30 protein-coding genes and 1 pseudogene are annotated in these 25,405 nt (G+C 68.4%); 16 read left to right on the plus strand and 15 right to left on the minus strand.

The window, feature by feature from the left end:
• Positions 1–7: 7 nt before the first annotated feature.
• Genes tsaD through HUU99_RS06125 form a run of 4 tightly spaced genes read left to right on the plus strand, consistent with a single transcriptional unit; the run spans position 8 to position 4,341 of the window.
• On the plus strand, positions 8–1,042 hold the full coding sequence (tsaD, locus tag HUU99_RS06110; RefSeq protein WP_174285686.1) for a tRNA (adenosine(37)-N6)-threonylcarbamoyltransferase complex transferase subunit TsaD: 1,035 nt from the start codon (positions 8–10) through the stop codon (positions 1,040–1,042).
• The gene (locus tag HUU99_RS06115) at positions 1,039–2,016 is read left to right on the plus strand and encodes an NAD(P)H-dependent glycerol-3-phosphate dehydrogenase (RefSeq protein WP_174285687.1); all 978 of its coding nucleotides are present in this window, start codon (positions 1,039–1,041) and stop codon (positions 2,014–2,016) included. Before tsaD ends, HUU99_RS06115 begins: the two co-directional genes overlap by 4 nt.
• A 40-nt stretch (positions 2,017–2,056) precedes the next feature.
• Positions 2,057–3,379 carry a PQQ-dependent sugar dehydrogenase gene (locus tag HUU99_RS06120; RefSeq protein WP_174285688.1) on the plus strand — a complete coding sequence of 441 codons (1,323 nt, stop codon included), beginning with the start codon at positions 2,057–2,059 and terminating at the stop codon, positions 3,377–3,379.
• Entirely contained in the window at positions 3,358–4,341 is a 984-nt protein-coding gene (locus HUU99_RS06125; protein ID WP_174285689.1) for a hypothetical protein, read from the plus strand. Before HUU99_RS06120 ends, HUU99_RS06125 begins: the two co-directional genes overlap by 22 nt.
• A 1-nt stretch (position 4,342) precedes the next feature.
• Here the strand turns inward: HUU99_RS06125 and HUU99_RS06130 are convergent, their stop codons facing one another.
• Both HUU99_RS06130 and HUU99_RS06135 read right to left on the minus strand, forming a co-directional pair.
• Complete coding sequence (locus HUU99_RS06130; protein WP_174285690.1) at positions 4,343–4,645, minus strand: polyhydroxyalkanoic acid system family protein; 303 nt, start codon at positions 4,643–4,645, stop codon at positions 4,343–4,345.
• On the minus strand, positions 4,642–5,082 hold the full coding sequence (locus HUU99_RS06135; RefSeq protein WP_174285691.1) for a VOC family protein: 441 nt from the start codon (positions 5,080–5,082) through the stop codon (positions 4,642–4,644). The genes HUU99_RS06130 and HUU99_RS06135 overlap by 4 nt, the downstream gene beginning before the upstream one ends.
• A 148-nt stretch (positions 5,083–5,230) precedes the next feature.
• Between HUU99_RS06135 and lnt the strand changes: the two genes are divergently transcribed.
• The 5 genes from lnt to HUU99_RS06160 all read left to right on the plus strand — a co-directional run bounded on the left by lnt (position 5,231) and on the right by HUU99_RS06160 (position 10,512).
• Positions 5,231–6,790 (plus strand): apolipoprotein N-acyltransferase, encoded by a 1,560-nt coding sequence (lnt, locus tag HUU99_RS06140; RefSeq protein ID WP_375380067.1) that lies wholly within the window; start codon positions 5,231–5,233, stop codon positions 6,788–6,790.
• Positions 6,791–6,832: 42 nt separating this feature from the next.
• Positions 6,833–8,056, plus strand: coding sequence for a methionine adenosyltransferase (gene metK / locus HUU99_RS06145; RefSeq protein WP_174285693.1), 1,224 nt, complete (start codon positions 6,833–6,835; stop codon positions 8,054–8,056).
• A 174-nt stretch (positions 8,057–8,230) separates the two neighbouring features.
• The gene (locus HUU99_RS06150) at positions 8,231–9,274 is read left to right on the plus strand and encodes a hypothetical protein (protein ID WP_174285694.1); all 1,044 of its coding nucleotides are present in this window, start codon (positions 8,231–8,233) and stop codon (positions 9,272–9,274) included.
• Positions 9,275–9,329: 55 nt separating this feature from the next.
• Positions 9,330–10,010: a tRNA (guanosine(46)-N7)-methyltransferase TrmB gene (gene trmB, locus HUU99_RS06155; RefSeq protein ID WP_174285695.1), complete on the plus strand. Its 681-nt coding sequence runs from the start codon at positions 9,330–9,332 to the stop codon at positions 10,008–10,010.
• 52 nt (positions 10,011–10,062) lie between these two features.
• The gene (locus HUU99_RS06160) at positions 10,063–10,512 is read left to right on the plus strand and encodes a DUF2721 domain-containing protein (protein ID WP_174285696.1); all 450 of its coding nucleotides are present in this window, start codon (positions 10,063–10,065) and stop codon (positions 10,510–10,512) included.
• On the opposite strand, the gene HUU99_RS06165 is transcribed toward HUU99_RS06160, so the two are convergent.
• Complete coding sequence (locus HUU99_RS06165) at positions 10,509–12,077, minus strand: amidase (RefSeq protein ID WP_438827178.1); 1,569 nt, start codon at positions 12,075–12,077, stop codon at positions 10,509–10,511. The genes HUU99_RS06160 and HUU99_RS06165 overlap by 4 nt on opposite strands.
• 187 nt (positions 12,078–12,264) lie before the next feature.
• Here HUU99_RS06165 and HUU99_RS06170 point away from each other — a divergent pair, with 187 nt between their 5' ends.
• Positions 12,265–13,440, plus strand: coding sequence for an MBL fold metallo-hydrolase (locus HUU99_RS06170; protein WP_174285698.1), 1,176 nt, complete (start codon positions 12,265–12,267; stop codon positions 13,438–13,440).
• A gap of 19 nt (positions 13,441–13,459) precedes the next feature.
• Here HUU99_RS06170 and HUU99_RS06175 read toward each other — a convergent pair whose 3' ends face one another.
• The 12 genes from HUU99_RS06175 to HUU99_RS06225 all read right to left on the minus strand — a co-directional run bounded on the left by HUU99_RS06175 (position 13,460) and on the right by HUU99_RS06225 (position 20,798).
• Positions 13,460–13,759, minus strand: coding sequence for a hypothetical protein (locus HUU99_RS06175; protein ID WP_174285699.1), 300 nt, complete (start codon positions 13,757–13,759; stop codon positions 13,460–13,462).
• Positions 13,760–13,849: 90 nt separating this feature from the next.
• The gene (locus tag HUU99_RS06180) at positions 13,850–14,362 is read right to left on the minus strand and encodes an MmcB family DNA repair protein (RefSeq protein ID WP_254602960.1); all 513 of its coding nucleotides are present in this window, start codon (positions 14,360–14,362) and stop codon (positions 13,850–13,852) included.
• Positions 14,363–14,401: 39 nt separating this feature from the next.
• Positions 14,402–15,040, minus strand: coding sequence for a cell wall hydrolase (locus HUU99_RS06185; RefSeq protein WP_174285700.1), 639 nt, complete (start codon positions 15,038–15,040; stop codon positions 14,402–14,404).
• A 151-nt stretch (positions 15,041–15,191) separates the two neighbouring features.
• Complete coding sequence (locus HUU99_RS06190; RefSeq protein ID WP_174285701.1) at positions 15,192–15,518, minus strand: DUF1491 family protein; 327 nt, start codon at positions 15,516–15,518, stop codon at positions 15,192–15,194.
• Positions 15,515–15,994, minus strand: a complete 480-nt coding sequence (locus tag HUU99_RS06195) for a PaaI family thioesterase (protein WP_174285702.1) — start codon at positions 15,992–15,994, stop codon at positions 15,515–15,517. The genes HUU99_RS06190 and HUU99_RS06195 overlap by 4 nt, the downstream gene beginning before the upstream one ends.
• Positions 15,969–16,436, minus strand: a complete 468-nt coding sequence (locus HUU99_RS06200) for a PTS sugar transporter subunit IIA (protein ID WP_174285703.1) — start codon at positions 16,434–16,436, stop codon at positions 15,969–15,971. Before HUU99_RS06200 ends, HUU99_RS06195 begins: the two co-directional genes overlap by 26 nt.
• Before the next feature lie 22 nt (positions 16,437–16,458).
• The gene (gene hpf / locus HUU99_RS06205; protein ID WP_174285704.1) at positions 16,459–17,043 is read right to left on the minus strand and encodes a ribosome hibernation-promoting factor, HPF/YfiA family; all 585 of its coding nucleotides are present in this window, start codon (positions 17,041–17,043) and stop codon (positions 16,459–16,461) included.
• A 49-nt stretch (positions 17,044–17,092) separates the two neighbouring features.
• Complete coding sequence (dnaQ, locus tag HUU99_RS06210) at positions 17,093–17,785, minus strand: DNA polymerase III subunit epsilon (protein WP_174285715.1); 693 nt, start codon at positions 17,783–17,785, stop codon at positions 17,093–17,095.
• A 7-nt stretch (positions 17,786–17,792) separates the two neighbouring features.
• Positions 17,793–18,401: a dephospho-CoA kinase gene (coaE, locus tag HUU99_RS15540; RefSeq protein ID WP_254602961.1), complete on the minus strand. Its 609-nt coding sequence runs from the start codon at positions 18,399–18,401 to the stop codon at positions 17,793–17,795.
• The gene (locus tag HUU99_RS15545) at positions 18,398–19,210 is read right to left on the minus strand and encodes a shikimate dehydrogenase family protein (RefSeq protein ID WP_254602962.1); all 813 of its coding nucleotides are present in this window, start codon (positions 19,208–19,210) and stop codon (positions 18,398–18,400) included. The genes coaE and HUU99_RS15545 overlap by 4 nt, the downstream gene beginning before the upstream one ends.
• A 49-nt stretch (positions 19,211–19,259) precedes the next feature.
• The gene (locus HUU99_RS06220) at positions 19,260–19,862 is read right to left on the minus strand and encodes a Maf family protein (protein ID WP_174285705.1); all 603 of its coding nucleotides are present in this window, start codon (positions 19,860–19,862) and stop codon (positions 19,260–19,262) included.
• A gap of 105 nt (positions 19,863–19,967) precedes the next feature.
• Positions 19,968–20,798: a pyruvate, water dikinase regulatory protein gene (locus HUU99_RS06225; RefSeq protein WP_174285706.1), complete on the minus strand. Its 831-nt coding sequence runs from the start codon at positions 20,796–20,798 to the stop codon at positions 19,968–19,970.
• A gap of 287 nt (positions 20,799–21,085) precedes the next feature.
• Between HUU99_RS06225 and hemE the strand changes: the two genes are divergently transcribed.
• The 6 genes and pseudogenes from hemE to HUU99_RS06255 all read left to right on the plus strand — a co-directional run.
• Positions 21,086–22,120 (plus strand): uroporphyrinogen decarboxylase, encoded by a 1,035-nt coding sequence (gene hemE, locus HUU99_RS06230; RefSeq protein WP_302479976.1) that lies wholly within the window; start codon positions 21,086–21,088, stop codon positions 22,118–22,120.
• On the plus strand, positions 22,117–22,578 hold the full coding sequence (locus HUU99_RS06235) for a CopD family protein (protein ID WP_174285707.1): 462 nt from the start codon (positions 22,117–22,119) through the stop codon (positions 22,576–22,578). Before hemE ends, HUU99_RS06235 begins: the two co-directional genes overlap by 4 nt.
• Positions 22,579–22,818: 240 nt before the next feature.
• Entirely contained in the window at positions 22,819–24,075 is a 1,257-nt protein-coding gene (gene rho, locus HUU99_RS06240; protein ID WP_174285708.1) for a transcription termination factor Rho, read from the plus strand.
• 176 nt (positions 24,076–24,251) lie between these two features.
• Complete coding sequence (locus HUU99_RS06245) at positions 24,252–24,938, plus strand: YjbE family putative metal transport protein (RefSeq protein ID WP_174285709.1); 687 nt, start codon at positions 24,252–24,254, stop codon at positions 24,936–24,938.
• Positions 24,939–25,012: 74 nt separating this feature from the next.
• Positions 25,013–25,249, plus strand: coding sequence for a DUF6489 family protein (locus tag HUU99_RS06250; protein WP_174285710.1), 237 nt, complete (start codon positions 25,013–25,015; stop codon positions 25,247–25,249).
• A gap of 12 nt (positions 25,250–25,261) precedes the next feature.
• Positions 25,262–25,405: pseudogene (locus tag HUU99_RS06255) on the plus strand (tRNA uridine-5-carboxymethylaminomethyl(34) synthesis GTPase MnmE); the annotation flags it as partial.

Raw genomic sequence — 25,405 nt, forward strand, 5'->3', positions numbered from 1 at the left:
TGGTCCCATGCCCGCCCCCATCATCCTCGGCATCGAATCCTCGTGCGACGAGACCGCCGCCGCGATCGTCACGGGGGATCGGCGTATCCTGGCGCACCGGCTGGCGGGGCAGGAGGCAGCGCATGCGCCGTTCGGCGGCGTCGTGCCCGAGATCGCGGCACGCGCGCATGTCGAGATGATCCAGCCGCTGGTCGCGGGGGCGCTTTCCGACGCGGGGCTGACGCTCGACGATGTCGATGCGGTGGCGGCGACGGCGGGGCCGGGGCTGATCGGCGGCGTCATGGTCGGGCTGGTGATGGCGAAGGCGCTGGCGCATGCGGGTGCCAGGCCGCTGATCGCGGTCAATCACCTCGAAGGACATGCGCTGTCCGCTCGGCTGTCCGATCCCGATCTCGGCTTTCCCTATCTGCTGCTGCTGGTGTCGGGCGGGCATTGCCAGTTGCTGTTCGTCGAGGGCGTCGGGCGATACCGGCGGCTGGCGACGACGATCGACGATGCCGCGGGCGAGGCGTTCGACAAGACCGCGAAGATATTGGGGCTGGGCTTTCCCGGTGGGCCGGCGGTCGAGCGCGCCGCGGCGCTGGGCGATGCGGCGGCAGTGCCGCTGCCGCGGCCGCTCAAGGGATCGGCCGAGCCGCATTTCTCCTTCGCCGGGCTGAAGAGCGCGGTCCTGCGCGCCGCGCCGAACCACCGCGCCGAGGATGTCGCCGCGTCGTTCCAGGCGGCGGTGGTGGATTGCCTGGTCGACCGGACGGCCCGCGCGATCGGGCGGGCAAACGGGGCGACCGCCCTCGTCGTCGCGGGGGGGGTCGCGGCGAACGGCGCGGTGCGGACGGCTTTGCAGTCGCTCGCGACCGTGCACGGGCTTCGCTTCGTCGCGCCACCCTCGTGGCTGTGCACCGACAATGCCGCGATGATCGCCTGGGCGGGGGCGGAGCGGTTCGCGGCCGGGCTGACCGATCCGCTCGACGTGCCAGCGCGTCCGCGCTGGCCGCTCGACCCCGCCGCCGAAGCGGTACGCGGGGCGGGGGTGAAGGCGTGAAGGTCGGCGTCATCGGCGGTGGCGCATGGGGCACCGCGCTGGCGCAGGTCGCGGCGGGGGACGCGGCGGACGTGCTGTTGTGGGCGCGCGAGCCGGCGGTGGTCGCGGGGATCAACGACGGCCACGAAAATGCGCTCTACCTTCCCGGCGTCTTGCTGTCGTCGCGGGTGCGCGCGACGGGGGACCTGGCCGCGATGGCGGGACACGACGCGCTGCTCGTCGTGGCACCGGCGCAGCATGTCGGCGCGGTGCTGGCGGATACGCCGGTCGGTGGCGCGGCCTTGATCCTGTGCGCCAAGGGGATCGAAGCGGGGACGCAGCGGCTGGTCGGCGAAGTCGCCGCCGCAATATGCCCCGACAGCCCGATCGCCGTGCTGTCCGGACCGACCTTCGCGCACGAGGTCGCCGCCGGACTGCCGACCGCGGTGACGCTGGCATGTGCGGATGACGGCTTGCGCGACCGGATCGCGCAACGGATCGCGGTGCCGCATTTCCGGCTCTATGCGTCGTCCGACGTGACCGGCGCGGAGATCGGCGGTGCGGTCAAGAACGTGCTGGCGATCGCGTGCGGCGTGGTCGAGGGTGGCGGGCTCGGCCAGAACGCGCGCGCCGCGCTGATCGCGCGCGGCTTTGCCGAGATGACGCGGTTCGGGCTCGCGCGCGGGGCGCGGGCCGAGACGCTCGCGGGGCTGTCGGGGCTCGGCGATCTGGTGCTGACCTGTTCGTCGAACAGCTCGCGCAATTTTTCGCTCGGCGTCGGGCTCGGGCGCGGCGCTGCGGCGGCGGACCTGCTCGCGGATCGGCGGACGGTGGCGGAGGGCGCGTTCACCGCCCCCGTGCTGCGCGAAGCCGCTGCGGCGGCGGGCGTCGACATGCCGGTGTGCGACGCGGTGTGCCGGTTGCTGGAGGGGGCGGACGTGCACGACGTCATCGGCGACCTGCTCGCGCGGCCGTTGCGGTCGGAGACGGCCTGACCCCTTCCCCCCACGCCCGCGCCGTTCTACCCTCGCCGCCATGCGCAGACACATCCTGATCGTCTTCGGACTCTTCGTCCTCGTCGTCATCGCCGCTGCGGTCTATGTCGGCTGGCCCGACACGGCGCGGCTGCCGATCGCGGCGGTCGAGGGCAAGACGCCGACGATCTCCACGCCGCGGGTGCAGACGATCCCGACGATCGACGTCGCCGATGCGGTCGGCTGGCCCGCCGGCGCGACGCCGACCCCGGCACCCGGCCTGTCGGTAAAGGCGTACGCGACCGGGCTGGACCATCCGCGCTGGCTCTACCGATTGCCCGATGGCGACGTGCTGGTCGCCGAAACCAATTCCCCGCCGCGGGGGGGCGGCGGTATCCAGAATTGGGTGATGAAGCACCTGATGGGCAAGGCCGGGGCGGGTGCGCCGTCCGCGAACCGGATCACGCTGCTGCGATCGACGAAGGGCGACGGCGTGGCGGACGTGAAGACCGTGTTCATGACCGGGCTCGATTCGCCCTTCGGGATGACGTTGTTCGAGGGGCAGCTGTACATTGCCGATACCGATGCGCTGGTCCGCGTGCCCTATACCGACGGCGCGACCGCGATTACCGCGAAGCCCGAACTGGTCGTGAAGCTGCCCGGCGGCGGCAATCACTGGGCGCGCAACGTCATCCCCGCGCCCGATGGGCGGACGTTGCTGGTCAGCGTCGGCTCGTCGACCAACATCGCGGACGACGGCATCGACGCCGAGCAGAACCGCGCCGCGATCCTGCAGGTCTGGCCGAAGGAGAAGACGTTCCGCATCTACGCCGCGGGACTTCGCAACCCCAACGGCATGGCGCTGACCAAGGCGGGGCAGCTGTGGACCGTCGTCAACGAACGCGACATGCTCGGGTCCGATCTTGCGCCCGATTACCTGACGCAGGTCGAGTTCGGGGATCATTTCGGCTGGCCCTGGTATTATTGGGGCGGCTATCCCGATGCCCGCGTCCAGCCCGACAACCCGCAGCTGCAGCAATATTCGAAGCGGCCCGATTACGCGCTCGGCCCGCATGTCGCGGCGCTCGGCCTGGCGTTCGCGGACGGGACGAAGCTGGGCGCGGCATGGTCGAACGGCGCATTCGTCGGCGAACACGGATCGTGGAACCGCAAACCCGTGTCGGGCTACAAGGTCGTGTACATCCCCTTCGCCGCGAACGGATTCCCGACCGCCGGTGCGAAGCCGATCGATGTGCTGACCGGGTTCCTCGACAAGGACGGCAAGGCGCGCGGGCGGCCGGTCGGGGTGATCGTCGACAAGGACGGCGGCCTCCTGGTCGCGGACGATGTCGGGAACCGGGTATGGCGGGTGAGCGCGCGGTGATGAAGGTCGCCGCGATCGCCTTGGCCGGCTTGCTCGCGGCGTCCGCGGCTTGGTCGTCGATCCCGCCGCCGCCACCCGACGATGCGCCCTTCATCGCCGCCTCTTGCGGCGTCGCGCCGATGGGATCGCCCGCACCGGTCGCCGCGACGGTCACCCCGCTGGCTATCGCACCGACGAAGGACGCAGGGACACTGGCGATGCGATGGGGCGTCCGCATCGCCACGCACGATCGGCGCGTCGCCGACGTAACCGCACTCGCTTTTTCCGGCCCTTACGGGTTGATCGCGACCACCGGCAGCGGCGACTGGCTGACGTTCGATCTTCAGGCGGGAACGCTGGCCGGTATCAAGGCGGTGGGCATCGCCCCGATGCGCGGCGCGGTCGGTCGCCCGACATCGATGGCCGATCTGTACGGCAGCCTGTCCTTCGTCGCGTTTGCCGGCGGCACCGGCAAGATCGCGCGCTATGCATTGTCCGCCTGCGGGACCGACGCGACCGCGGTGCCATGGCTGACGACCGACGCAACGCCTTCGCCGTTCATCGTCCAGGCCGCCTATACCTATCTCGGCATCGCCGCCCCCGACAGCGCGCACGGTGATGCGGTGCTGCTGCCCTACGACAAGAGGGATGTCGTGCCGTCCGGCACGGCGAACCCCTTCGTTCCGGTCGGCGAGCGTCTCGTGGCGCTCGCCAATCCGACCCACATCGTGCCGTATATCCTGGCGCTCACGCGTCCGGCGAATGGCGATCGGAGCGCGACGCTGCGTCTCGTGTACCGGGAGCGCTGGGGCGATATATGGGGCGGTCCCCCGATTCCGCCCCGCATGATCCTGACCTTCACGCGGTCGCCATCGGCGATGGCCGCTTTCCAGGCCAAATCCGGACTGACGACGGTGATCCTCGCCTTCCCGACCGAAACACCCGGCACGATCGACGTCTACCGGTTCGACGGCAAACTCTGACTCACCGCAGCAATTTGGGTCCTTCGCGCTCGATCGATGCGCGGACCATGCCGGCGAACAATGCCATGAACGGCGGCAGGTTCACGACCGCATGGACATGGGTTTCGAACACCGTCAGCCGGCTGGCGATGTTCTGCCCCATCGCGCCGACGGTGAAGTGCATCGTGTCGCCCTCCCACCGGTGATCGACCACGGCACCGCCGGGAATCTTCTCGCCGATCCGGGCGATGTTGCCGTCCAGCCTGGCGCGGGCCCCCGCCTTGCCCAGCTGGTGCGTGATGTCGAGTTCGATCGGCTGGCTCATATCGTCACCTCTTCCTCGTCGGTCGCGAACAGCATGGCGTCGTCCCCGAACGCCTTGAACTCCAGCGCGTTGCCGCTCGGATCGCAAAAGAACATCGTCGCCTGTTCGCCGGCCCGGCCCCTGAAACGGACATGCGGTTCGATCCCGAACCTGACCCCGGCCGCCGCCACCCGCGCCGCCATCGCCTCCCAGCCGGGCATCGTCAGCACGACGCCGAAATGCGGGACCGGCACCGAATGACCATCGACCGCATTCTCGACCGCCACCGCGCGCGCGGCGGGATCGAGATGCGCGACGATCTGATGGCCTTGCAGATCGAAATCGATCCACCGATCGCTCGACCGCCCCTCGGCGCAGCCGAGCACGCCGCCGTAGAAGGCGCGCGCCGCGGCGAGGTCGTGGACGGGAAAGGCGAGGTGGAAGGGGCGTAGCGTCATGCGACGCTCCTAACACATTCCTCCCCGGGACGGGGAGGGGGACCGCGACGCGCAGCGGCGGGGTGGAGGGGGGCTCACCACGAGCGATCCGCTAGCGGCCCACCCCCGCCACCAGCTTCGCTGGTCCCCCTCCCCGTCCCGGGGAGGAATGGATATAGGCGCGACCGTGACACGCTTCCCTGCCCTCGCCTGCGTCCTCCTCGGCGCTGCCGCCGCGTGCGGGTTCGCGCCGTTCGATCTATGGCCGCTGACGCTCGCCTGCTTCGCCGCGTGGCTCTGGCTGGTGCACGACGCGCCGACGATCCGTTCGGCGCTTTGGCGCGGCTGGCTGTTCGGGCTCGGGCACTTCACGATCAACGACAACTGGATCCAGCACGCGTTCGATTTCCAGCAGGCGATGCCGCCGACGCTCGGCTATGCCGCGCCCGTCCTGCTCGCGCTGTATCTCGCGGTGTATCCGATGATGGCGGCGGGCGTCGCATGGCGGCTGGGGAGCCCGCGCGCGACCGGCGATCGGACGACGCCGCCCGGCTGGCCGTTCGTGCTGGTATTCGGCGCGGCGTGGATCGCGACCGAATGGCTGCGCGCGACGATGTTCACCGGCTATGCCTGGGACCCGCTGGGCGTCGTGTGGGTACCGGTGATCGCGATCGCGCGGGTCGCGCGGGTCGTCGGCACCTATGCGCTGTCGGGGCTGACGATCGTGGTCGCAGGCGCGTTGATATCGGTCGTACAGCGACGCTGGCGCGGGGTGACGGTCGTGGCGGCGTCGATCGGCGCGGCGTTTCTCATCAGCCACGACGACACCGTGCCGCCGGCGGCCGAAACCGCCAGCCTGCGAGTCGTCCAGCCGAACATCGGCCAGGACCAGCGCGGCGAGACCGATAGCACGGTGATGATCCACACGCTCGGCGGCCTGTCGGGCCGATCGGACGCGACCCCGCGATTGCTGCTGTGGCCCGAGGGGGTGGTGCGCGACTATCTCGAAGGCGGCTATCCGAATTACATCTACGACGTCGATCCGGCGGCGGCACGCGCGCGGCTGGCGCGGTTGCTCGGGCCGCGCGACATATTGCTGGCGGGCGGGACCGCGTTGCAGTTCGAACGCGGCGCGGTGACGAGCGCGAGCAACGCGATCTACGCGCTCGACGCACGCGGCCGAATCCTCGCGCGTTACGACAAGGCGCATCTCGTGCCCTATGGCGAATATCTGCCGATGCGACCCGTCCTGTCGGCGATCGGGCTGTCGCGGCTGGTGCCCGGCGATGTCGATTTCAAGGAAGGGCCGGGCCCGCGGACGTTCGCGCTGCCCGGGTTCGGCATGATCGGTATGCAGATCTGCTACGAGATCGTCTTCTCCGGTCAGATCGTCGACGAAGCGCATCGGCCGCGACTGTTGTTCAATCCGTCGAACGACGCCTGGTTCGGGCGCTGGGGGCCGCCGCAGCATCTGGCGCAGGCACGGATGCGCGCGATCGAGGAAGGACTGCCGATCGTCCGCTCCACCCCCACCGGTATTTCCGCGATCGTCGCCGCGGACGGTCGCCTGGTCGCGAGCATCCCGGCGGGCCGGGCGGGCGCGGTCGAGGCACCCATACCGGACGCGCTGCCCCCCACCCCGTTTTCGCGGATCGGCAACGCGGCGGCGGCGATCGTCGCAGCGGCGATGCTGCTGCTCGGCGTTGCCATCCGCCGCCGCGCGCGCTAGGCGGTCATATAAAGCTTTCTTTATATGGTGTGAGAACGATCGATGCGTAGCTCTTTTCTCTTCACGTCCGAGTCGGTTTCCGAAGGTCATCCGGACAAGGTCGCCGACCAGATCAGCGACTCGATCGTCGATCTTTTCCTTGGCAAGGACCCGCAGGCGCGGATCGCGTGCGAGACGCTGACGACGACCAACATGGTCGTGATCGCGGGCGAGATCCGCGGCACCGGCATCATGGATACCGAGGGTAACTGGGCACCCGGCGTCGAGCAGGAGATCGAGGACACCGTCCGCGCGACGGTGAAGCGGATCGGCTATGAACAGACCGGCTTCCACTGGCAGACCTTCGCCTTCTCGAACAATCTCCATCCGCAGTCCGCCGACATCGCGATGGGCGTCGACGAGAGCGGTAACAAGGACGAGGGCGCGGGCGACCAGGGCATCATGTTCGGCTACGCGACCGACGAGACCCCGGGCCTGATGCCGGCGACGCTGTATTACAGCCACAAGATCCTCGAGCGGCTGGCGGCGGACCGGCATTCGGGCGCGGCCCCGTTCCTCGAACCCGACGCGAAAAGCCAGGTGACGCTGGAATATGAGAACGAGAAGCCGGTGCGCGCGACCGCGCTGGTCGTCTCCACCCAGCATGCGCCGGGCTATTGCGAGAAGGGCGAGAATGCCGATCCCGCGAAGTACAAGGTGCTGCGCGATTACGTGATGGGCGCGTTCCGCGACATCCTGCCCGACGGCTTCATCACCGACGCGACCAGCATCTACATCAATCCGACCGGCCAGTTCGAGATCGGCGGCCCCGACGGCGACGCAGGCCTGACCGGTCGCAAGATCATCGTCGACACCTATGGCGGCGCGGCCCCGCATGGCGGCGGCGCGTTCAGCGGCAAGGACCCGACCAAGGTCGATCGCTCCGCCGCCTATGTCGCGCGCTATCTGGCGAAGAACGTCGTCGCCGCCGGACTTGCGCGCCGGGTGACGATCCAGCTGAGCTACGCGATCGGCGTCGCCGAGCCGCTGAGCGTCTATGTCGATACGCATGGCACCGGCACCGTGGACGAGGCGGTGCTCGAAGCGGTGCTCCCCAAGCTGGTCCGCCTGACGCCCAAGGGTATCCGCGAACATCTGAAGCTGAACGCGCCGATCTACCAGAAGACCGCCGCCTACGGCCATTTCGGCCGCGAGCCCGAAGGTGACCTGTTCACCTGGGAAAAGACCGACCTGATCGACGCGTTGAAGGCGGCGGTCGCCAACTGATCTCGACGTCCGGGCGACCGCCACTAGCCTGCGATCCGATTCGACTGGCACGATCTTTTCGTTCTCCTGCGAACGCAGGAGCCGAGGAATACGAGCGGTACGTTCGTGGCCCCTGGGCCCCCGCTTTCGCGGGGGAACCGGAAGAGATATGACGGGGCGGAACAGGGGCTTTTCATGCGCGTCGCGATCGTCGTTCTGGCTCTTCTTGCCCTTGCCGCGCCGGCCGCCGCGCAGCGCCGCGACCTGCCGGTACCGCTCGGCAAGGGATGGCAGCATGCCGATAGCGGGGTGATCCTGACCGCGACGCTGGCGGGCCTGCCGCGCACCACGCTGACCGACAACGGCACCGCGGAACGCGACATCGCGGCCGAATTCGCCAGCCCCGACCGGGCGACGGTCGCCACCATCCATATCTTCCGACCCGCGTTGATGAGCGTCCCCATCTGGTTCGACCGTGCGCAGACCGCGATCGCGCTGCGCGACATCTATGGCGGCGCGACCCCGGTCGCCCCGCTGCCGACGCCGTTCGCGCACCCCGGAGCAGCGGTCGCCTCCGGCCTGCGGCAGGTCTATGTGCCCGGGCGCGGCAAGTACAAGTCGACCACGCTGGCCGTAAGTCCGGTCGGCGCGTGGCTGGTCGCGGTCCGACTCAGCGCGACGACGCTCGACCCGGCCGCGGCGGACGCGAAACTTTCCGCGCTGATCGCGGCGATCCGCTGGCCGACGACCGGCGACAGCGTGCCTGTCGCGAAGCCGGTCGGGGAATGCGCCGACGGACTGACATACCACAAGGCGGCGGCGCGCAAACCCGACATGATGCAGGCGCTGCTGGGCGGCGCGGTCGCGGCAGGTATGGAGAAGGACCATCCCGCGGATGCGACGCCCGTCGAATATTGCCGCGATCCGGTACCGCCGACGGTCGACTACGCCGTCTACCGCGCGATGGGGACCAGCGACGGCTACACGCTCGCGATCGCCGATTCGGGCCGGATCGCCAGCGTGTACAAGGGACTGACGCTACCCGGCCAGCCGAGCACGGGGGGCTATGCGGTGACCTATGCCGATCTCGACGGCAGCATCGCGACATTCCCCTCGTTCGATCAATTGCCGCAGCCGCAGCAGGTGCTCGACCTGGTGCTGGGCGGTCACCAGCCGATTGCGCGAACCGCGACGGGTGCCGGGGGCAAGACCGGCATGACGATCGGGCTCCGCAGATAACGCACGGGTCCGCGCGGCTTTGCCCGGTGCGCGCGCTGCTCTAAGGGCGGCGGCGATGAACGATCCCTCCACCATCCGCCGCCTTTATGGCCGTCGCCAGGGGCACAAGCTACGCGTCGGACAGGCGGCACTCGTCGAGGATGCGCTCGCCAGGGTCAGCGTTCCGGTGACGGGTGCGTTGTCGGCGGCGACGCTGTTCGGCGAGGATCGCCCGCTGCAGCTGGAGATCGGGTTCGGGGCCGGCGAGCATCTCGCGGGGCAGGCGGGGGCGGCACCGGATACCGGGTTCATCGGTTGCGAACCGTTCCTGAACGGTGTGGTCGGCGCGCTGGCGCATATCCGCGACAACGGCCTGACCAATGTCCGGCTGCACATGGGCGATGCGCTGGACGTCCTGGAACGGCTGCCCGATGCCGGCCTGGAGCGCGTTTACCTGCTCCATCCCGATCCCTGGCGCAAAGCGCGGCACGCCAAGCGGCGGATGGTCAATCACGGCCCGCTCGACGCGATCGCCGCCAAGCTGAAACCGGGCGGCGAGTTCCGGCTGGGCACCGACGATCCGACCTATTGCCGCTGGGCGCTGATGGTGCTGGGTGGACGCCGCGATTTCCGCTGGCTGGCGACGGGCCCCAGCGATTTCCTCGACCGCCCCGCCGACTGGCCGGAGACGCGCTACGAACGCAAGGCGCGGCGGCAGGGGCGCGAGGTGTGGTACTTCCGCTATATCCGCGATTGACGCGAACCTGTTTGCGCCTTGCCGCCCCCGCGCCGCTCGGTAGACTGGGACGATGCCGACGCTTCCCGCCGTTTCCACGATCGCGCAGACGATCCAGCTTTCGCTGTCCCCCGTCTTCATGCTCGCGGGCATCGGCGCGCTGCTGAACGTGCTGGCCGGGCGGCTGTCGCGGGTCGTCGATCGCGGACGCGTGCTGGAGGCGCTGCATCCCGGCTCGACGGGCCCCGAACATGATCGCCACATCTGGGAACTGCGCCTGCTCGATCGCCGCATCTCGATCATCAATGCCGCCCTGTTTCTCGCGGTATCGAGCGCGGTGATGACATGCGCCGTCGTCGCGCTGCTCTTCATCGGCGGGCTCGCCAAACTGCACTTGGGAACCGTCGTCGCGCTGAGCTTCATCATCGCCATGGCGTTGCTGATCGCCGCGCTTGTCGGTTTCATGGTCGAGGTCCGGGTGTCGCTGGAGGCGATCCGGATCCGCAAGGACCTGCTCGGCTAGCGGACACCCTCCAGCCCCGGCCCGACCGCCGCCACGGGCAAGTAGCGCGGCGCGACTCTGGCATGCGCGCGTTGCTCGAACGCATAGCCCGCACCCAGCACCGTCGCCTCGCCGAACTTCGTCGCGATGAAGGACAATCCGACGGGCAATCCACCGACCAGCCCCATCGGCACCGTCAGGTTGGGATACCCCGCGATTGCCGGCAGTTCGCTGGAGCTGGGGCCGTTATACTGGTCGCCATAGACCGGATCCGACAGCCATGCCGCGCCGTAGCTGGGCGCGACCAGGATCGTCGCGTTCGCCGTCTTCAGCATCGCGTCGATCCCCTCCGCCCCGGCCAGCCGCAGCGATTTGGCGCGCGCGGCCTTGTAGGCGGGGTCGTCGAGGCCCTTCGTCGTGGCGGCCTTGTCGAACGTCTCCTGCCCGAAATACGGCATTTCGGTCGCCGCGTTGGCACGGTCGAACGCGATCACGTCGTCCAGCGTGCGCGTCTTCACCGCGGGCGGCGTGGTGGCGAGATAGAGGTCGAGGTCCGCCTTCAGTTCCGTCGCCAGCACCGCGAACTCGGCCTCGCCGATCCCCTCCAGCTTGGGCCGTTCGACCGGCACCAGCACCGCCCCCGCCGCCTTCAGCACCGACAGCGCGCGGTCATAGGCGAGCGCGAGATCGGGGGTCATCGTATCGGGCTTCAGCACCGCGATCCGCATGCCCGTCAGCGCACTGGTCGACAGGCCGGCGGCATAGTCGATCGCGTGAGCGCCGGCGGTGGCCGGATCGAGCGGATCGGAGCCGACCATCGCGGTGAACATCTCGGCCACATCGCGCACGCTTCGCGCCATCGGCCCGGGCGTGTCCTGGCTGTGGCTGATCGGCACGACATGGCCGCGGCTGACCAGCCCGATCGACGGCTTCAGTCCGACCAGCCCGTTCAGCGACGACGGGCATACCACCGATCCGTCGGTCTCCGTCCCGACCGCCGCCGCCGCGAAGCTCGCCGCCGCCGCCGCGCCCGATCCGCTCGACGATCCGCACGCGGTCCGGTCGAGCGCATAGGGGTTGCGGACCAGCCCGCCGATCGCGCTCCACCCGCTCATCGACCGGGTCGAACGGATATTGGCCCATTCGCTGAGGTTGGTCTTGCCCAGGATCACCGCGCCCGCTGCGCGCAGCCGCGCTACCACCCCGGCATCGCGCCGGGTGACATTGTCCTTCAGCGCCAGGCTGCCCGCGGTCGTGGCGATTGGGTCCAGCGTCTCGATATTGTCCTTGATGAGGATCGGCACGCCGTGCAGCGGACCGCGGACATGGCCGTTCTTCCGTTCGGCATCGAGCGCCCTGGCCTGGGCGAGCGCGTCGGGATTGAGCGCGATGACCGCACGCAGCGCCGGCCCCTTGCGGTCCATCGCCGCGATCCGCGCGAGATAGGCGCGAACGAGATCGACGCTCGTCGCTTGCCCGCCGGCCATCATCCGCTGGAGATCGTCGATCGACCGTTCCTCGACCGTCACCGTCCGCGCCATGACTGGCACGGGAGCCAGTGCCAGAACCGCCATTGCGGTCGCCATTCCGTACATCATGTCCTCCCTCGTTCTACGGGCGATGCTAGCATCGCCGGCGACCGCGGGAACCCCCGATCGACTTCGATCGCTGGACATCCAGATCATCAGAACGAAAGAATTTCATGCGCTTGGACGGCCGGCATATCCTCTTCACCGGCTGCGCATCGAGCGTCGGTCAGGCCATCGACCCGGCATGATGGTGGTCGTCAAGGTCGTTGCCGCGGCGATCCTGGTCGTCGTCGTGATACTGGCGCTGGCGATCACGATCGTTCCCCGCTTCCTCGACCGGATCTATTATCGCGGGCCCGCAAGCGACCATTTCGACGGCCAGCGCTTCTTCAATCCCGATGGCGATGCGGAAACCTTCGCGCCGCCGACCGGCAACAGCCGCGCCGGGTTCCTATGGCGCTATCTGACGAAGCGCGACGGCCGGCCACCCTGGCCCGACCATGTCGCGATCGCGCCGATCGCGCCGCCACCCCGCGTCGAGGGCGATCGCATGGTCGTGACCTGGGTCGGGCATGCGACCGTGCTGATCCAGACGCAGGGGCTCAATATCCTGACGGACCCGCTATGGTCGGACCGCGCCGGCCCGTTCGGCCTGCTCGGGCCGACCCGGACGACCGAACCGGGGATCGCGTTCGACGCGCTGCCGCGGATCGATATCGTGCTGGTCAGCCACAATCACTACGACCATCTCGATCTGGCGACGCTCAAGCGGCTCTGGACGCGCGACCGGCCGCGGATCGTCACCAGCCTGGGCAACGACAGCATCGTCGCACAGACGGGGGCAACGGCGACCGCGATCGACTGGGGCGGCTCGGTCGTCGTGAAGCCGGGCGTGACGATCATCGCGACCCGCGCGCATCACTGGACCAGCCGCTGGTTCACCGACCGCAACCGCGCGCTCTGGTCCGGGTTCGTCGTGCAATTTCCGAGCGGCGGCAATCTGTATTTCGCGGGCGATACCGGCTTCGGCGACGGCCGATGGGCACGCGAGGCCGCAGCGCACGGTCCGATCCGGCTGGCGTTGCTGCCGATCGGCGCGTTCCGCTTCACCCCCGGCCAGATGGCGATCGCCGCGCATATGGGGCCGATCGACGCGGTCGACGCGTATCGCCTGACCGGCGCGGCGCGCGCGATTCCGGTCCATTGGGGCACCTTCCGCCTGTCGTACGAGGCGTACGACACGCCGCCGAAATTGCTGGCGGCGGCGATGACCTGCACCGGGCAGCGCGGGTTCGACCCCGTCGCGATCGGCTGGCCGGTCGATATCGCGCCTTATGCGCCGCCCGCCCCGGTGGCGGCGATGTCGCGGGCGCGGTTGCTCGCTTGCCTCGATACGCCGGCGGTACGCGCGCTCGAATAGGCGCGCTTACCGCCCATCGTCAGCGGCAGCGACGCCGGGCGGTGATCGTCCGGTCGATCGCACGACCGGCGAATGCGCCGCCGACACCGCCGGCGACCGTGCCGAGCGCACCGTGCCCAAACAGGGAATTGCCGACCAGCGCACCACCGACGCCGCCCGCGACCAGCCCGGTCGTACCGCTCGAATGGCGGCAGCCGTGATAATAATGCCGGTTGTAATGCCGGAAATGGTGGCGCGCATCCGCCGCCGCGGTCGGCACGACCATGGCGGCCGGCAGGAGAAACGACGCGGCGGAAAGCGCGATGGTGAAACGACGCATATTGATGACCCCTTCGTCGATAGACCGTCTTGAGAGACGGCGGCGTAACGGGATTGCCACTCGGACGTTGCGCCCGGTTAGACCTAGTTTCTATCTCACGGGAAGCGGAAACGCGTCGGGGTCGATGCCGGCGATCACCCGCCGCGCCGCTCGTCTGGCGAAGGCCAGCGTCGCCCGGCGGCGGACGTGCGCGGCCAGGGGGATCGTCGCGGCTTCGCGGACGATCGCGGCACCGTACCGGTCCGCGACGATGATCCCGCACCGATCGGGCAGGAAGCCGGGCTTCTCCAGCGGCGCAAGGTCGAACCCTGCCGGCACCGCCCAGAAAAATCGGTCGCAGCAACCGAGATAATCGGGCCATTTGCCGTCGCCCAGCAGATCGGCGCGCGATACCTTCACCTCGACGATGACGATCCCGCCCCGCGGATCGACCGCCATCAGGTCGGCGCGACGACCCCCCTCCAGCGGCACCTCGCCGATCGCCAGCAGATCGTGCGCGACCAGCAACCGGGTGGCGCCGCGTACCACGTCGGCGGCGCACATCGGCGATCCGGGATGCGTGACACAGGCATCGTCCGGCCGATCGGGGCGCGTACACGGCATGCCGCCGGACTAGAACATCAGGCGAACATCGCCAAGCGGTCAGCGATAGAAAATGTGGTTGCCGATCGCGGCGACCTTTATCATTCCCCAGCCGGGCGCGACTTGCCGGGCGTGGAAGAACAACGCGTCCGTCGCGGGATTTTCCCAGGCGGCGCGAAGCGCGACCTTGGCGACCGCAATGGCGGTCCGGTATCCGGCGCGGTTGCTGTCGATCGACGGGATCGATCCGCCATGCACGAACGAGAATTGCCCGTGCTGTTTGACGACGCCGCAGACGTCTTCGGGGAAACGGCCCGATTTGGTGCGGTTGATGATGACATCCGCGACCGCGAGCTGCCCCGACAGCGGTTCGCCCTTCGCCTCGAAATAGATCGCCCCGGCAAGGCAGCGGAGCGCATCGTCGGCAATGGCCGCATCCTGCGCGGCGACCGCGGCATCCAGGCTGTCGAATGCGGTGCCGGCGGCCTCGACGGGCGCGGCGGCGGTCGGGATCGGCTGGACGACGGGACGGGCGGGACCGAAGGTCGGGGCCAGCGGCGTTACCGGGGTCACGATCGGTGAGGCGATCACGGTGCCACGGTCGATTTCCGTCGCGAGACCCGGGCTGCTGGTGCCGATCAGGCCGGCCAGGGCAAAAGACATCGCCGCGATGGTCGCGGCACGCTGCAGAACGGTCATTCAATCAATTTGCTGTGCGGTTGGACCGCGGACCCGATCGGCAAAGCGATCGTCCGAGCATCCCCCCGACTGCGTAACCACACCGGATCGCACCCGCTGCGGCACAACGCCGATTACGATGCGCGGCGCGTGGTTTCGTTTCGCCGTCGCGTCAATCGTCGAGCAATATTTCCGCGGCGAAGCGTTGCGCCGACGGGATGTCCAGTTCGATCACCCATAAATCCGGATCGCGCGCCCGGCGTCGTCGCCAATAGCCCGACGGATCTTCGGCCGGCGTCGACTCGATCAGCGCGGTGCGCCCGTCGCTGCCGAGCCCGCGTTCGTACAGCCGCTCCGCATCGCCGCGGTCGGTCGCGACGACCAATATGCCGCCGCCCCCTGCGTCGCCCTTCGCCAGCACCGTCGCGAACCCGCCCGCCTCCGCCACGCGCCGGATCAGCGCGGACACCAGCACGCCGCTCGGCAATCTCGTGGTCATGGCGCGAGATAGCCGGGCAGTCCGGCCAATGCGATCCGCGAACGCATGAACGTGCCCGTCCCGCGCGCCGCCTCCTCGCCGCTCGCGTCGATCAGCCGGGCATCGGCGACGAACACCCGCCGCCGCCCGCTGATCCACCGCCCCTCCGCCACCACCGGGCCACGTTTCAACGGCCGGGTCAGCAACAGGCTGAACTGCGTCGTCAGCAGGAAGCGGTCGGTGACGAGGCTGTTCGCGGCGTAGAAAGCCGCATCGTCGAGCATCTTGAAATAGCTGGTGCCGTGCGCCGCGCCGGCGGCATGATAATAGCGGTCGTCGATCGTAAAATAGATTCGCGCCAGCCCGGGTTCGACGATCTCGAGCGTCGAATCGAACAACCGGTTGATCGGTGCCTCGGCGTAGAGCCGCTCCAGCGCACGGAAATGCGACGCCTGGCCGGGAAGGGACGGCTCAGGCAGCGCCGCGCACCCCGTCATCGGTGAACAGCGCGTACAGCGCGTCGCGCGACGCCGCCCCGCGCAGCTTTTCCAGGAAGGCCGCATCGCGCAACCGACGCGACACGCGGGCCAGCGCCTTCAGATGATCCGCCCCCGGCTCGACCGGCGACAGCAGCATGAAGACCAGGTCGACTGGCAGGTCGTCCACCGCCTGAAACCCGATCGGCTGGACCAGTCGCGCGAACACGCCCGTCACCTGGTCGAGTCCCGGCATCTTGGCATGCGGGATCGCGACGCCGCCACCGAAGCCGGTCGATCCCAGTTTCTCGCGCGCCGCCAGCCGGTCTGCGGCATCGCGCGCGTCGACCGTCACGATCCCCGCCGCGACGGTGGCGAGCTGCACGAACAGCGCCTTCTTCGTCGCCACCGGCAGCCCGGCCAGAACGGCCTCGGGCCGCAGGATGTCGCTCAAGTCGTTCATGATCCCGTCGCGGCGCGACGCGTCAGCCGACGCGCTGCGGTTCGACCCAGCCGATCGTGCCGTCGCCGCGGCGATAGACCATGTTGTAGGCCCCGGTCCCCGCATTCTTGAACAGGAGCGCGGCGGTATTGCGCAGGTCGAGCATCATGACCGCATCGGATACGCTGGCGTCGGGCACATCGACCCGCGTTTCCGCCACGATCAGCGGTGCGTCGCCTGCTTCTTCGGCGTCGGGCTGCTCCTGGAACAGCGTATAGCCCGCATTTTCGAATTCGGACTGTTCCGCGGCCGCGATCGCCTCCGGCGCATGATGCGCCTTCAGCCGGCGCATATAACGGCGGAGCTGCTTCTCGATCTTGCCCGCCGCGCCGTCGAACGACTGGTGCGCGTCATGCGCGTCGTGCTTCCCCTTCAGCACCACGCCCTTCATGACGCCGACCGTCACGTCGCAGGTGAAGCCCGCATCGTGCGGTCCCTTGCCGAAGGTGACGTCGGACCAGATGGCGCGTGAGAAATATTTGTCGACGATACCCTGAAGCCGGTCCTCCACATGAGCCTTGAGCGCGTCGCCGGTGGCGACCTGATGACCGGAAATCTGGATATCCATTCTATTCTCCATGTGTCGGGACGCGGGCCCGTTGACCTCGCGAAGGGCGTCAGCCGGACGCCGCGGCCCCCCAGATCGGACGATCGATCGTTTTCAGAAAGGCTGCGTGCGCGACAAGTTCCGCCGCGCTCGGTCGAAACAGCCGCGGTTCGCGGATCGTGCTGGGCGCGCGCACCCGAGTCGGGGCGGCTGCGGCAGCCGCCACGTCGCTGACCAGGCCGAGCCCGATCTGGCGTCCGCCCATCAGTTCGACATAGACCTGCGCGAGCAATTGCGCGTCGAGCAGCGCGCCGTGCAGCACGCGGTGGCTGCGGTCGATCCCGTAGCGCGAACATAGCGCATCGAGGCTGTGCTTCGCGCCGGGATGCCGCGAGCGTGCGACCTGCAGCGTGTCGATCATGCGGGTCAGGCAGATCACTTCGCGCCCGCATTTCTTCAGCTCGCCGTTGAGGAAGCCGAAATCGAACGACGCGTTGTGCGCGATCAGTGGCGCGTCGCCAATGAATTCCAGCAGCGTCAAATGCCCGTCGGCGAAGCGCGGCTTGTCGGACAGGAACGCCTCGGACAGCCCGTGGATCGCCTGCGCCTCGGCGGGCATGCCGCGTTCGGGGTGGTAATAGGCGTGAAAGACGCGGCCGGTCTCGACCCGGTTGACCAGTTCGACGCAGCCGATCTCGACCAGCCGGTCGCCACCCGAGAAATTGAGGCCGGTCGTTTCGGTATCGAAGACGATCTCGCGCATCGCGGCCTTATCCGCCTTCGCGCCGGTGGAGGCAAGCGCCCGAAAGATGCCGGATCGCATCGCGCACCGCCGCGCGGGTTACGTCAAGCGAGACGTCCGTCGGGATGACGATATCGGCACCCGCCCGCTTCTCCGCATCGGGGGTCTGGCGGGCGAGGATCGCAGCGAGTTTCTCGGGCGCCATGCCCGGGCGGGCGAGGACCCGCGCGCGCTGAACAGCAGGATCGGCGGAGACCACGATGACGGCATCGACGGCGCGGTCGCCCCCGGTTTCGAACAGCAGGGGGATGTCGAACAAGACGATCGGCGCGGCGGCGTGTTCGGCCAGGAAGGCGGCACGCGCCGCCGCAACCGCCGGGTGGACGATCGCTTCCAGTCGCTTCAGCGCGGCGGCGTCGCCGAACACCGCAGAGCCGAGCGCGGCGCGGTCGACCCCCGCCAGGCCCGTCATCCCGGGAAACGCCGCCTCGATTGGGGCGAGCAAACCGCCACCGGGACCTTGCAACCGGCGTACCGTCGCATCGGCATCGAAGACGGGCACGCCCTCGTCCGCGAACATCGCCGCGACGGTGGATTTGCCCATCCCGATCGAGCCGGTGAGTGCGACGGTTCTCACGCCGTCAGCAACCCGCGCAATTCCTCGTCGCGCTCGTGTGGCGGCGCTCGGCCGAACAGGATCTCGAACGCCACCGCCGCTTGTCCGACGAGCATCTCGAGCCCATCGACCGTATCGAGGTCGCGCGCGCGCGCCGCGGCGAGCAGCGGCGTTTCGAGCGGCGCATAGACGATGTCGTACACCACCGCGTCGTCCGGCAACGCCGACAGGTCGGGCACGAACGGCGGCTGCCCCGCCATGCCGAGCGTGCTGGCATTGACCAGCAGCGCGCAAGGCGGGATCGGGGCGTCGAGCGGCAGCACCCTGCCCTTCAACCCGAAGGTCGACAACAGCCCTGCGCCCTTCAGCGGGCTGCGGTTCAGGATCGTGACCGGCCCGACCCCGACCCGGGACAGCGCGAACAGGATCGCGCGCGCCGCGCCGCCCGCGCCGACGACCGTCACCGGCGCAGCAGCGAGCGGCAGGTCCGCGATCGGTGCGTAGAATCCGGCACCATCGGTGTTGGTCCCGATCACCGCGCCGTCCTCCGCCCGGAACGCCAGATTGATCGCGCCGATCGTGTGGCGGACATCGCCGCGGTCCTCGATATGGTCGAGCGCCAGGAGCTTGTGCGGGACGGTGATGTTGCATCCGCGCCAGGCCGGATCGGCGCGGCGATCGGCGAAATAAGCGGGCAGCCCCTCCGGCGTAACGTGAGTCGCGCGGTAGTCGGCGTCGATGCCGAGCGCCTTCAGCCAGAATCCGTGGATCAGCGGCGATTTTGAGTGCGCGATCGGATCGCCGATAACCTCCGCATAAGGCCTATTCATCGCTGGAAGTGGACGAACCACACGCCACGTCCGCGTCGGAATCGCTCCCTCACGACGCGATCACCGACCGCACGCGCAGATAATCGAGCACGGGCAGCAACGGCATCCCGAGGACGGTGAAATGGCTGCCGTCGATCCTGCTGAAGAGTTGCACGCCCGGTCCCTCGATCCTGAAACAGCCGACGCATCCCGATATCGCGGGCCATTCGGCGTCGAGATACGCCTCGACGAAGCTGTAGGACAGGGGGCGGACATGGAGTTTCGCGCGTTCGACGTGCCGCCAGACCGCGCGACCGTCCTCCGCCATCACCACCCCGCTCCACAGGTCATGGACGCCGCCGCTCATCCGCCGAAGATGATCCGCGGCATCGTCGCGCGACACCGGCTTGTCGAGGATGCGGCCGTCCGCCAGCGCGACGAGCGAATCGCTGCCGAGCACCAGCCGGCCGGGCATTCGCGCGGAAACCCTCAACGCCTTCAGTTCGGCAAGCGCATCCGCGAGATCGCGCGGCGACAGATGTGCGAGCGATGCCTTGGCGGCATCCTCGTCCACGCCCGCTGCGATCGCCTCGAACGGGACACTCGCATCGGTCAGCATCGCGCGGCGCGACGCGCTTTGCGAAGCGAGGACGAGGGTGCGACCGTCCGTCATGCCGGGCTCGACCCGGCATCCATCGAGCCGCATATCCACCGGCGTTTGGCTTCGCGGGACGATGGGCCCCGGATCAAGTCCGGGGTGACGGAAAGCGGGACACCCTTACTCCCCATCGATCACCCGCTCCCCACGCCGTTCGTTCACCAGCGCGATGATCGCCGCGGCGGTCTCCTCGATCGAGCGGCGGGTGACGTCGATGACGGGCCAGCCATTGTCCGCGAACATCCGCCGTGCGAACGCGAGTTCCTTGGTCACCGCATCCTCGTCGACATAGGGCGTCTGCGGTGCCTGGCCCAGCGACAACAGCCGGTTGCGGCGGACCTGGATCAGCCGATCCGCGCTCGTCGTCAGTCCGACGACCAGCGGGTTCTTCAGCGAAAACAGCGCGGGCGGCGGCGGGCTTTCGACGACGATCGGGATGTTGGCGGTCTTGTAGCTGCGATTGGCGAGGTAGATCGATGTCGGCGTCTTGGACGACCGGCTGACCCCGGCGAGGACGATGTCGGCCTCCTCCCATTCCTCCCATGCGATGCCGTCGTCGTGCGCGATGGTGAACTGGATCGCATCGACCCGCGCGAAATAGGCGGCGTCGAGGACGTGCTGACGCCCCGGCCGCGCCTTCGCCTGCTGCCCGAGCAAGCCCGACAGCGCATCGTTGACCGGATCGAGCGGCGCGACTGCGGGCAGGCCGAGCGCGCGGCAGCGTTGTTCCAGGTTGCGCCGCGTCGCGGGGTTCACGAGCGTGAAGATCACCAGCCCCGGATTCTGCGCGATCTCCTGCAGGATGCGTTCCAGATGCGCCTCGGTCCGGACCATCGGCCAGAAATGACGGACCGTCTCGACGTCGTCATATTGCGCCAAAGCCGCCTTCGCGATGTTCTCCAGCGTCTCGCCTGTCGAATCCGACAAGAGATGCAGATGCAGCCGCTTCATCGTGCGGACCGGGGGGAAACCGTGGATAACATGGGGACGATCGCTAGCGTAACCGGGCCGGGCCGCCAAGGCGCGCGGGACCGGTGGAAAAGCCCGACGATATCCACATCCGCGTCCACACCCCCGGGTTCCGCGCACAGCCTGTGGATAACGGGGATATCATCGGCCCGGCGATGCGCTGGCGCTGTTGGCAAGTCGGGGACGAACGCATAAGCCCCGCTTTGCGCGGTGCAACAACTGCTACATCCTCTTTGAATCTCTATTCTATAGAAAGAAGGGCCGGGACGCTGACCGACGAACGCGCCAAACCGTTGCTCGCCGTACTGAAGGGGCACGTCGCGACGGTGCCGCCGATATGGTTCATGCGGCAGGCGGGGCGGTATCTCCCGGAATACCGTGCGCTCCGCGGCGAGAAGGGCGGCTTCCTCTCGCTCGCGACCGATCCGGATGCGGCGGCCGAGGTGACGCTGCAGCCGATCCGCCGGTTCGGCTTCGACGGCGCGATCCTGTTCTCCGATATCCTGATGGTCCCCTGGTCGCTCGGCCAGGATCTGCGCTTCGGCGTCGGCGAGGGGCCGCGGTTGACCCCGGCGCTCGTCGACAGCCTCCTTGTCGACCTGAGCGATGCCGTGGAGCGGCTCGACCCGGTCTATGCGACCGTCCGCGCGGTCGCCGCGATACTGCCGCCTCGGACCACGTTTCTGGGGTTCGCCGGATCGCCGTGGACCGTCGCGACGTACATGGTCGCCGGGCAGGGGAGCCGCGACCAGCAGGAGACGCGGCGCTTCGCCTATGGCGACGAGGCCGGGTTCGCGGCGATCATCGACGCGATCGCGGCGCGGACGATCGATTATCTGTCCGGGCAGATCGCGGCGGGGGTGGAGGCGGTGCAATTGTTCGACAGCTGGTCGGGGAGTCTGAGCCCGCAGCAGTTCGAACGCTGGGTCATCGCGCCGACCGCCACGATCGTCGATGCGCTGCATGCGCGGCATCCGGATACGCCGATCATCGGCTTCCCCAAGGGTGCCGGCGGCAAGCTGCCGGCCTATGCGCGCGAGACGGGTGTCGATGCGATCGGCGTGGACGAGACGGTCGATCCCGGATGGGCGCATGCGTCGTTACCCGGCGGCATGCCGGTGCAGGGCAATCTCGACCCGCTGGCGTTGATCGCGGGCGGCGCGACGCTCGATCATGCGATCGACCGGGTGGTTGCGGCGTTCGAGGGGCGGCCGCATGTGTTCAACCTCGGCCACGGCATCCTGCAGGATACGCCGATCGAACATGTCGAACGGGCGCTGGCGCGCGTGAGGAGCAGACGATGACAGGCTTTCTGGGCGCGGCATATGACTGGGTGAAGGCGGCGCATCTGATCTTCGTGATCTTCTGGATGGCGGGGCTGTTCATGCTGCCGCGCTACCTCGTCTATCACCAGGAGGCGCTGGCCGCCGGGCGCGATGCCGAGGCGGCCGAATGGGCGTCGCGCGAGGCCAAAATTCGCCACATCATCCTGACGCCGGCGCTCGTGGTCGTATGGGTGCTGGGTATCGCCCTGGCGCTCAACCTGGGGATCGCGAGCGGACAGCCGGGACTTGGGTGGCTCCACGCCAAGTTGCTGCTGGTCCTCATCCTGAGCGGCTATCACGGCTGGGCGGTCGGCTATGCGCGAAAGCTCGCCGCGGGGAAGCCGACGCTGACCGGCAAGACGCTGCGGATGCTCAACGAGATACCGGCGTTGATGGTGACGCTGATCGTGATCCTGGTGATCGTGAAGCCGTTCTGATCCGAACGCGGCCCGAGTTAGCGCAGCTCGCCCGGAACTCGCATCCGGATCGGTCGACGGCGGGCTTTGCCCGCGGTGTCCGGCGCTTGACTTGAGCGACGGCGCATCTTAACCCGTCCGTGATACCAGCGCGGCGTCCTGCCGCGCCGTTGCCCGAGCCTTACCCGCTTTGCTGCGATAGCGCTTCCCACACGCTGCAGCCTTCTTTCACCGATACGCCCAAGCGCCCGGAAACTATCCATGCATCTCAGAGACCTGAAGAAGAAAACCCCCGCCGAGCTGGTCAGCATGGCGGAAGAACTGGGCGTCGAAAGCGCCTCCACGCTGCGCAAGCAGGACCTGTTGTTCGCGATCCTGAAGGTCCAGGCGGAGAATGGCGACCAGATCATGGGCCTCGGCACGATCGAGGTGATGCAGGACGGCTTCGGCTTCCTGCGTTCGCCCGAGGCGAACTATCTCGCCGGCCCCGACGATATCTACATCTCGCCCAACCAGGTGCGAAAGCATGGGCTTCGTACCGGCGATACGGTCGAGGGCGAGATCCGCGGGCCGAAGGACGGCGAACGCTATTTCGCGCTGATCCGGCTGACGGCGGTCAATTTCGACGATCCCGATGCGGTGCGCCACCGGGTGAATTTCGACAATCTCACTCCGCTCTACCCCGAATCGAAGCTGACGCTCGACTGCGTCGACCCGACGCAGAAGGACAAGTCGGCGCGGGTCATCGACATCGTGTCGCCGCAGGGCAAGGGTCAGCGCACGCTGATCGTCGCGCCGCCGCGCGTCGGCAAGACGGTGATGCTGCAGAATATCGCGAAGGCGATCACCGACAACCACCCCGAGGTGTTCCTGATCGTCCTGCTGATCGACGAGCGGCCCGAGGAAGTCACCGACATGCAGCGGAGCGTGAAGGGCGAGGTGGTCAGCTCGACCTTCGACGAACCCGCGCAGCGCCACGTCCAGGTCGCCGAGATGGTGATCGAGAAAGCCAAGCGGCTGGTCGAGCACAAGAAGGACGTCGTGATCCTGCTCGACTCGATCACGCGTCTCGGCCGCGCCTACAACACCGTCGTGCCGTCGTCGGGTAAGGTCCTGACCGGCGGCGTCGATGCGAACGCGTTGCAGCGTCCCAAGCGGTTCTTCGGTGCCGCGCGCAACATCGAGGAGGGCGGCTCGCTGTCGATCATCGCGACCGCGCTGATCGATACCGGCAGCCGGATGGACGAGGTGATCTTCGAAGAGTTCAAGGGTACCGGCAATTCGGAGATCGTGCTTGACCGCAAGGTGGCGGACAAGCGCATCTTCCCCGCGCTCGACGTCGGCAAGTCGGGGACGCGCAAGGAGGAGCTGCTGGTCGACAAGGCCAAGCTGTCCAAGATGTGGGTGCTGCGCCGGATCCTCATGCAGATGGGCACCATCGACGCGATGGAGTTCCTGCTCGACAAGATGAAGGATTCGAAGACCAACGAGAATTTCTTCGACAGCATGAATCAATAGCCGAGCACGGCCTGCCGCGTCACGCGGCAGGCCGTGCTCGGCTCGGCCGGCGGGTCGTACGACCCGGCCGACGACACGGGCTTTGCCCGTGTCCTTTCCGGCAGCCTCCCTTCCCGAGGCGGGAGGGGGGGAGCAGAAGAATTCCGCTTCCCGGCAAACCCCGCTACCATCGCCCGATGATCCTCCCCCTCCTCGCCGCCGCCGCCACCACCCCGGCCATCATCTGGCACCATATGTTCGCGGATTACGCCGACCTCGGCAGCCCGGCGACGATCGCCGCGCTGGTGCAGGTCCTGATGATCGACGTCGTGCTTGCGGGCGACAATGCGATCGTCGTCGGTGCGCTGGCGGCGGGTCTGCCGCCCGCGCAGCGCCGGCGCGTCATCCTGATCGGCATCCTCGCCGCCCTGGTTCTGCGGATCGTGTTCGCGCTGGGGGTCAGCTGGTTGCTGCAGTTGATCGGGCTGATCTTCGCCGGGGGTATCCTGCTGTTATGGGTCGCATGGAAGATGTGGCGTGAACTCCGCCGCGGCGGTGCGCTCGGGAGCCATGCGGCGACGGGTGTGCGGCCGGCGAAGAGCTTCCTGGCGGCAGCGGTCTCGGTCGCGCTCGCCGACGTGTCGATGAGCCTCGACAATGTGCTGGCGGTCGCAGGGGCCGCGCGCGCGCATCCCGGCATCCTCGTGCTCGGCCTGTTGCTGTCGGTCGCGCTGATGGGCATCGCCGCCAACCTGATCGCGCGGTACATCGAACGCTATCGCTGGATCGCCTATGTCGGCCTGACCGTCATCCTGGTCGTGGCGGTGCGGATGATCCATGACGGGTTGACCGATCCGACCGTCGGCGTGCTGACGATGTTCTGATCCGGAACGCCGCTTGCGATCAGGTCGCCCGGACGCGCATAGCGTGGCGGTATGAAGGCGGAGGGGCCGAGCCGATGAAACTGAATGTCGAGATCGAATGCACACCCGAAGAAGCGCGCGCCGCGATCGGGTTGCCCGACCTGACCGTCGTCCATGAACGCTATACCGCGATGCTGCTCGATACGATGGCGGGCGGGGTGAAGCCGGAGATGGTCGAATCGATGATGCGCAACTGGTCGCCGATGGGCGAGGCGGGAATGCAGTTCTGGAAGCGGCTGATGGACGGCACGGCCGCACGGACCGGCGGCTGATCCGCACGGCCGATGGAGGACACGATCTTCGCGCTGTCGAGCGGGCGTCCGCCCGCCGCGATCGCGATCGTCCGGATCAGCGGACCGCGCGCGGTCGAGGCCGCGACCGCGCTGGCGGGGCCCTTGCCGCCGCCGCGGCGTGCGGGAATGCGGCGG

The organism is Sphingomonas bacterium, from assembly GCF_903642285.1.
Classification (GTDB): domain Bacteria; phylum Pseudomonadota; class Alphaproteobacteria; order Sphingomonadales; family Sphingomonadaceae; genus Sphingomonas.

Coding starts and splice junctions, on each gene's coding strand:
- tsaD (WP_174285686.1), top strand. CDS start 8: ATGCCCGCCCCCATCATCCTCGGCATCGAATCCTCGTGCGACGAGACC.
- HUU99_RS06120 (WP_174285688.1), top strand. CDS start 2,057: ATGCGCAGACACATCCTGATCGTCTTCGGACTCTTCGTCCTCGTCGTC.
- HUU99_RS06125 (WP_174285689.1), top strand. CDS start 3,358: ATGGCGGGTGAGCGCGCGGTGATGAAGGTCGCCGCGATCGCCTTGGCC.
- HUU99_RS06130 (WP_174285690.1), bottom strand. CDS start 4,645: ATGAGCCAGCCGATCGAACTCGACATCACGCACCAGCTGGGCAAGGCG.
- HUU99_RS06135 (WP_174285691.1), bottom strand. CDS start 5,082: ATGACGCTACGCCCCTTCCACCTCGCCTTTCCCGTCCACGACCTCGCC.
- lnt (WP_375380067.1), top strand. CDS start 5,231: ATGGATATAGGCGCGACCGTGACACGCTTCCCTGCCCTCGCCTGCGTC.
- metK (WP_174285693.1), top strand. CDS start 6,833: ATGCGTAGCTCTTTTCTCTTCACGTCCGAGTCGGTTTCCGAAGGTCAT.
- HUU99_RS06150 (WP_174285694.1), top strand. CDS start 8,231: ATGCGCGTCGCGATCGTCGTTCTGGCTCTTCTTGCCCTTGCCGCGCCG.
- trmB (WP_174285695.1), top strand. CDS start 9,330: ATGAACGATCCCTCCACCATCCGCCGCCTTTATGGCCGTCGCCAGGGG.
- HUU99_RS06160 (WP_174285696.1), top strand. CDS start 10,063: ATGCCGACGCTTCCCGCCGTTTCCACGATCGCGCAGACGATCCAGCTT.
- HUU99_RS06165 (WP_438827178.1), bottom strand. CDS start 12,077: ATGGCGACCGCAATGGCGGTTCTGGCACTGGCTCCCGTGCCAGTCATG.
- HUU99_RS06170 (WP_174285698.1), top strand. CDS start 12,265: ATGATGGTGGTCGTCAAGGTCGTTGCCGCGGCGATCCTGGTCGTCGTC.
- HUU99_RS06175 (WP_174285699.1), bottom strand. CDS start 13,759: ATGCGTCGTTTCACCATCGCGCTTTCCGCCGCGTCGTTTCTCCTGCCG.
- HUU99_RS06180 (WP_254602960.1), bottom strand. CDS start 14,362: ATGCCGTGTACGCGCCCCGATCGGCCGGACGATGCCTGTGTCACGCAT.
- HUU99_RS06185 (WP_174285700.1), bottom strand. CDS start 15,040: ATGACCGTTCTGCAGCGTGCCGCGACCATCGCGGCGATGTCTTTTGCC.
- HUU99_RS06190 (WP_174285701.1), bottom strand. CDS start 15,518: ATGACCACGAGATTGCCGAGCGGCGTGCTGGTGTCCGCGCTGATCCGG.
- HUU99_RS06195 (WP_174285702.1), bottom strand. CDS start 15,994: ATGACGGGGTGCGCGGCGCTGCCTGAGCCGTCCCTTCCCGGCCAGGCG.
- HUU99_RS06200 (WP_174285703.1), bottom strand. CDS start 16,436: ATGAACGACTTGAGCGACATCCTGCGGCCCGAGGCCGTTCTGGCCGGG.
- hpf (WP_174285704.1), bottom strand. CDS start 17,043: ATGGATATCCAGATTTCCGGTCATCAGGTCGCCACCGGCGACGCGCTC.
- dnaQ (WP_174285715.1), bottom strand. CDS start 17,785: ATGCGCGAGATCGTCTTCGATACCGAAACGACCGGCCTCAATTTCTCG.
- HUU99_RS15545 (WP_254602962.1), bottom strand. CDS start 19,210: ATGAATAGGCCTTATGCGGAGGTTATCGGCGATCCGATCGCGCACTCA.
- HUU99_RS06220 (WP_174285705.1), bottom strand. CDS start 19,862: ATGACGGACGGTCGCACCCTCGTCCTCGCTTCGCAAAGCGCGTCGCGC.
- HUU99_RS06225 (WP_174285706.1), bottom strand. CDS start 20,798: ATGAAGCGGCTGCATCTGCATCTCTTGTCGGATTCGACAGGCGAGACG.
- HUU99_RS06235 (WP_174285707.1), top strand. CDS start 22,117: ATGACAGGCTTTCTGGGCGCGGCATATGACTGGGTGAAGGCGGCGCAT.
- rho (WP_174285708.1), top strand. CDS start 22,819: ATGCATCTCAGAGACCTGAAGAAGAAAACCCCCGCCGAGCTGGTCAGC.
- HUU99_RS06245 (WP_174285709.1), top strand. CDS start 24,252: ATGATCCTCCCCCTCCTCGCCGCCGCCGCCACCACCCCGGCCATCATC.
- HUU99_RS06250 (WP_174285710.1), top strand. CDS start 25,013: ATGAAACTGAATGTCGAGATCGAATGCACACCCGAAGAAGCGCGCGCC.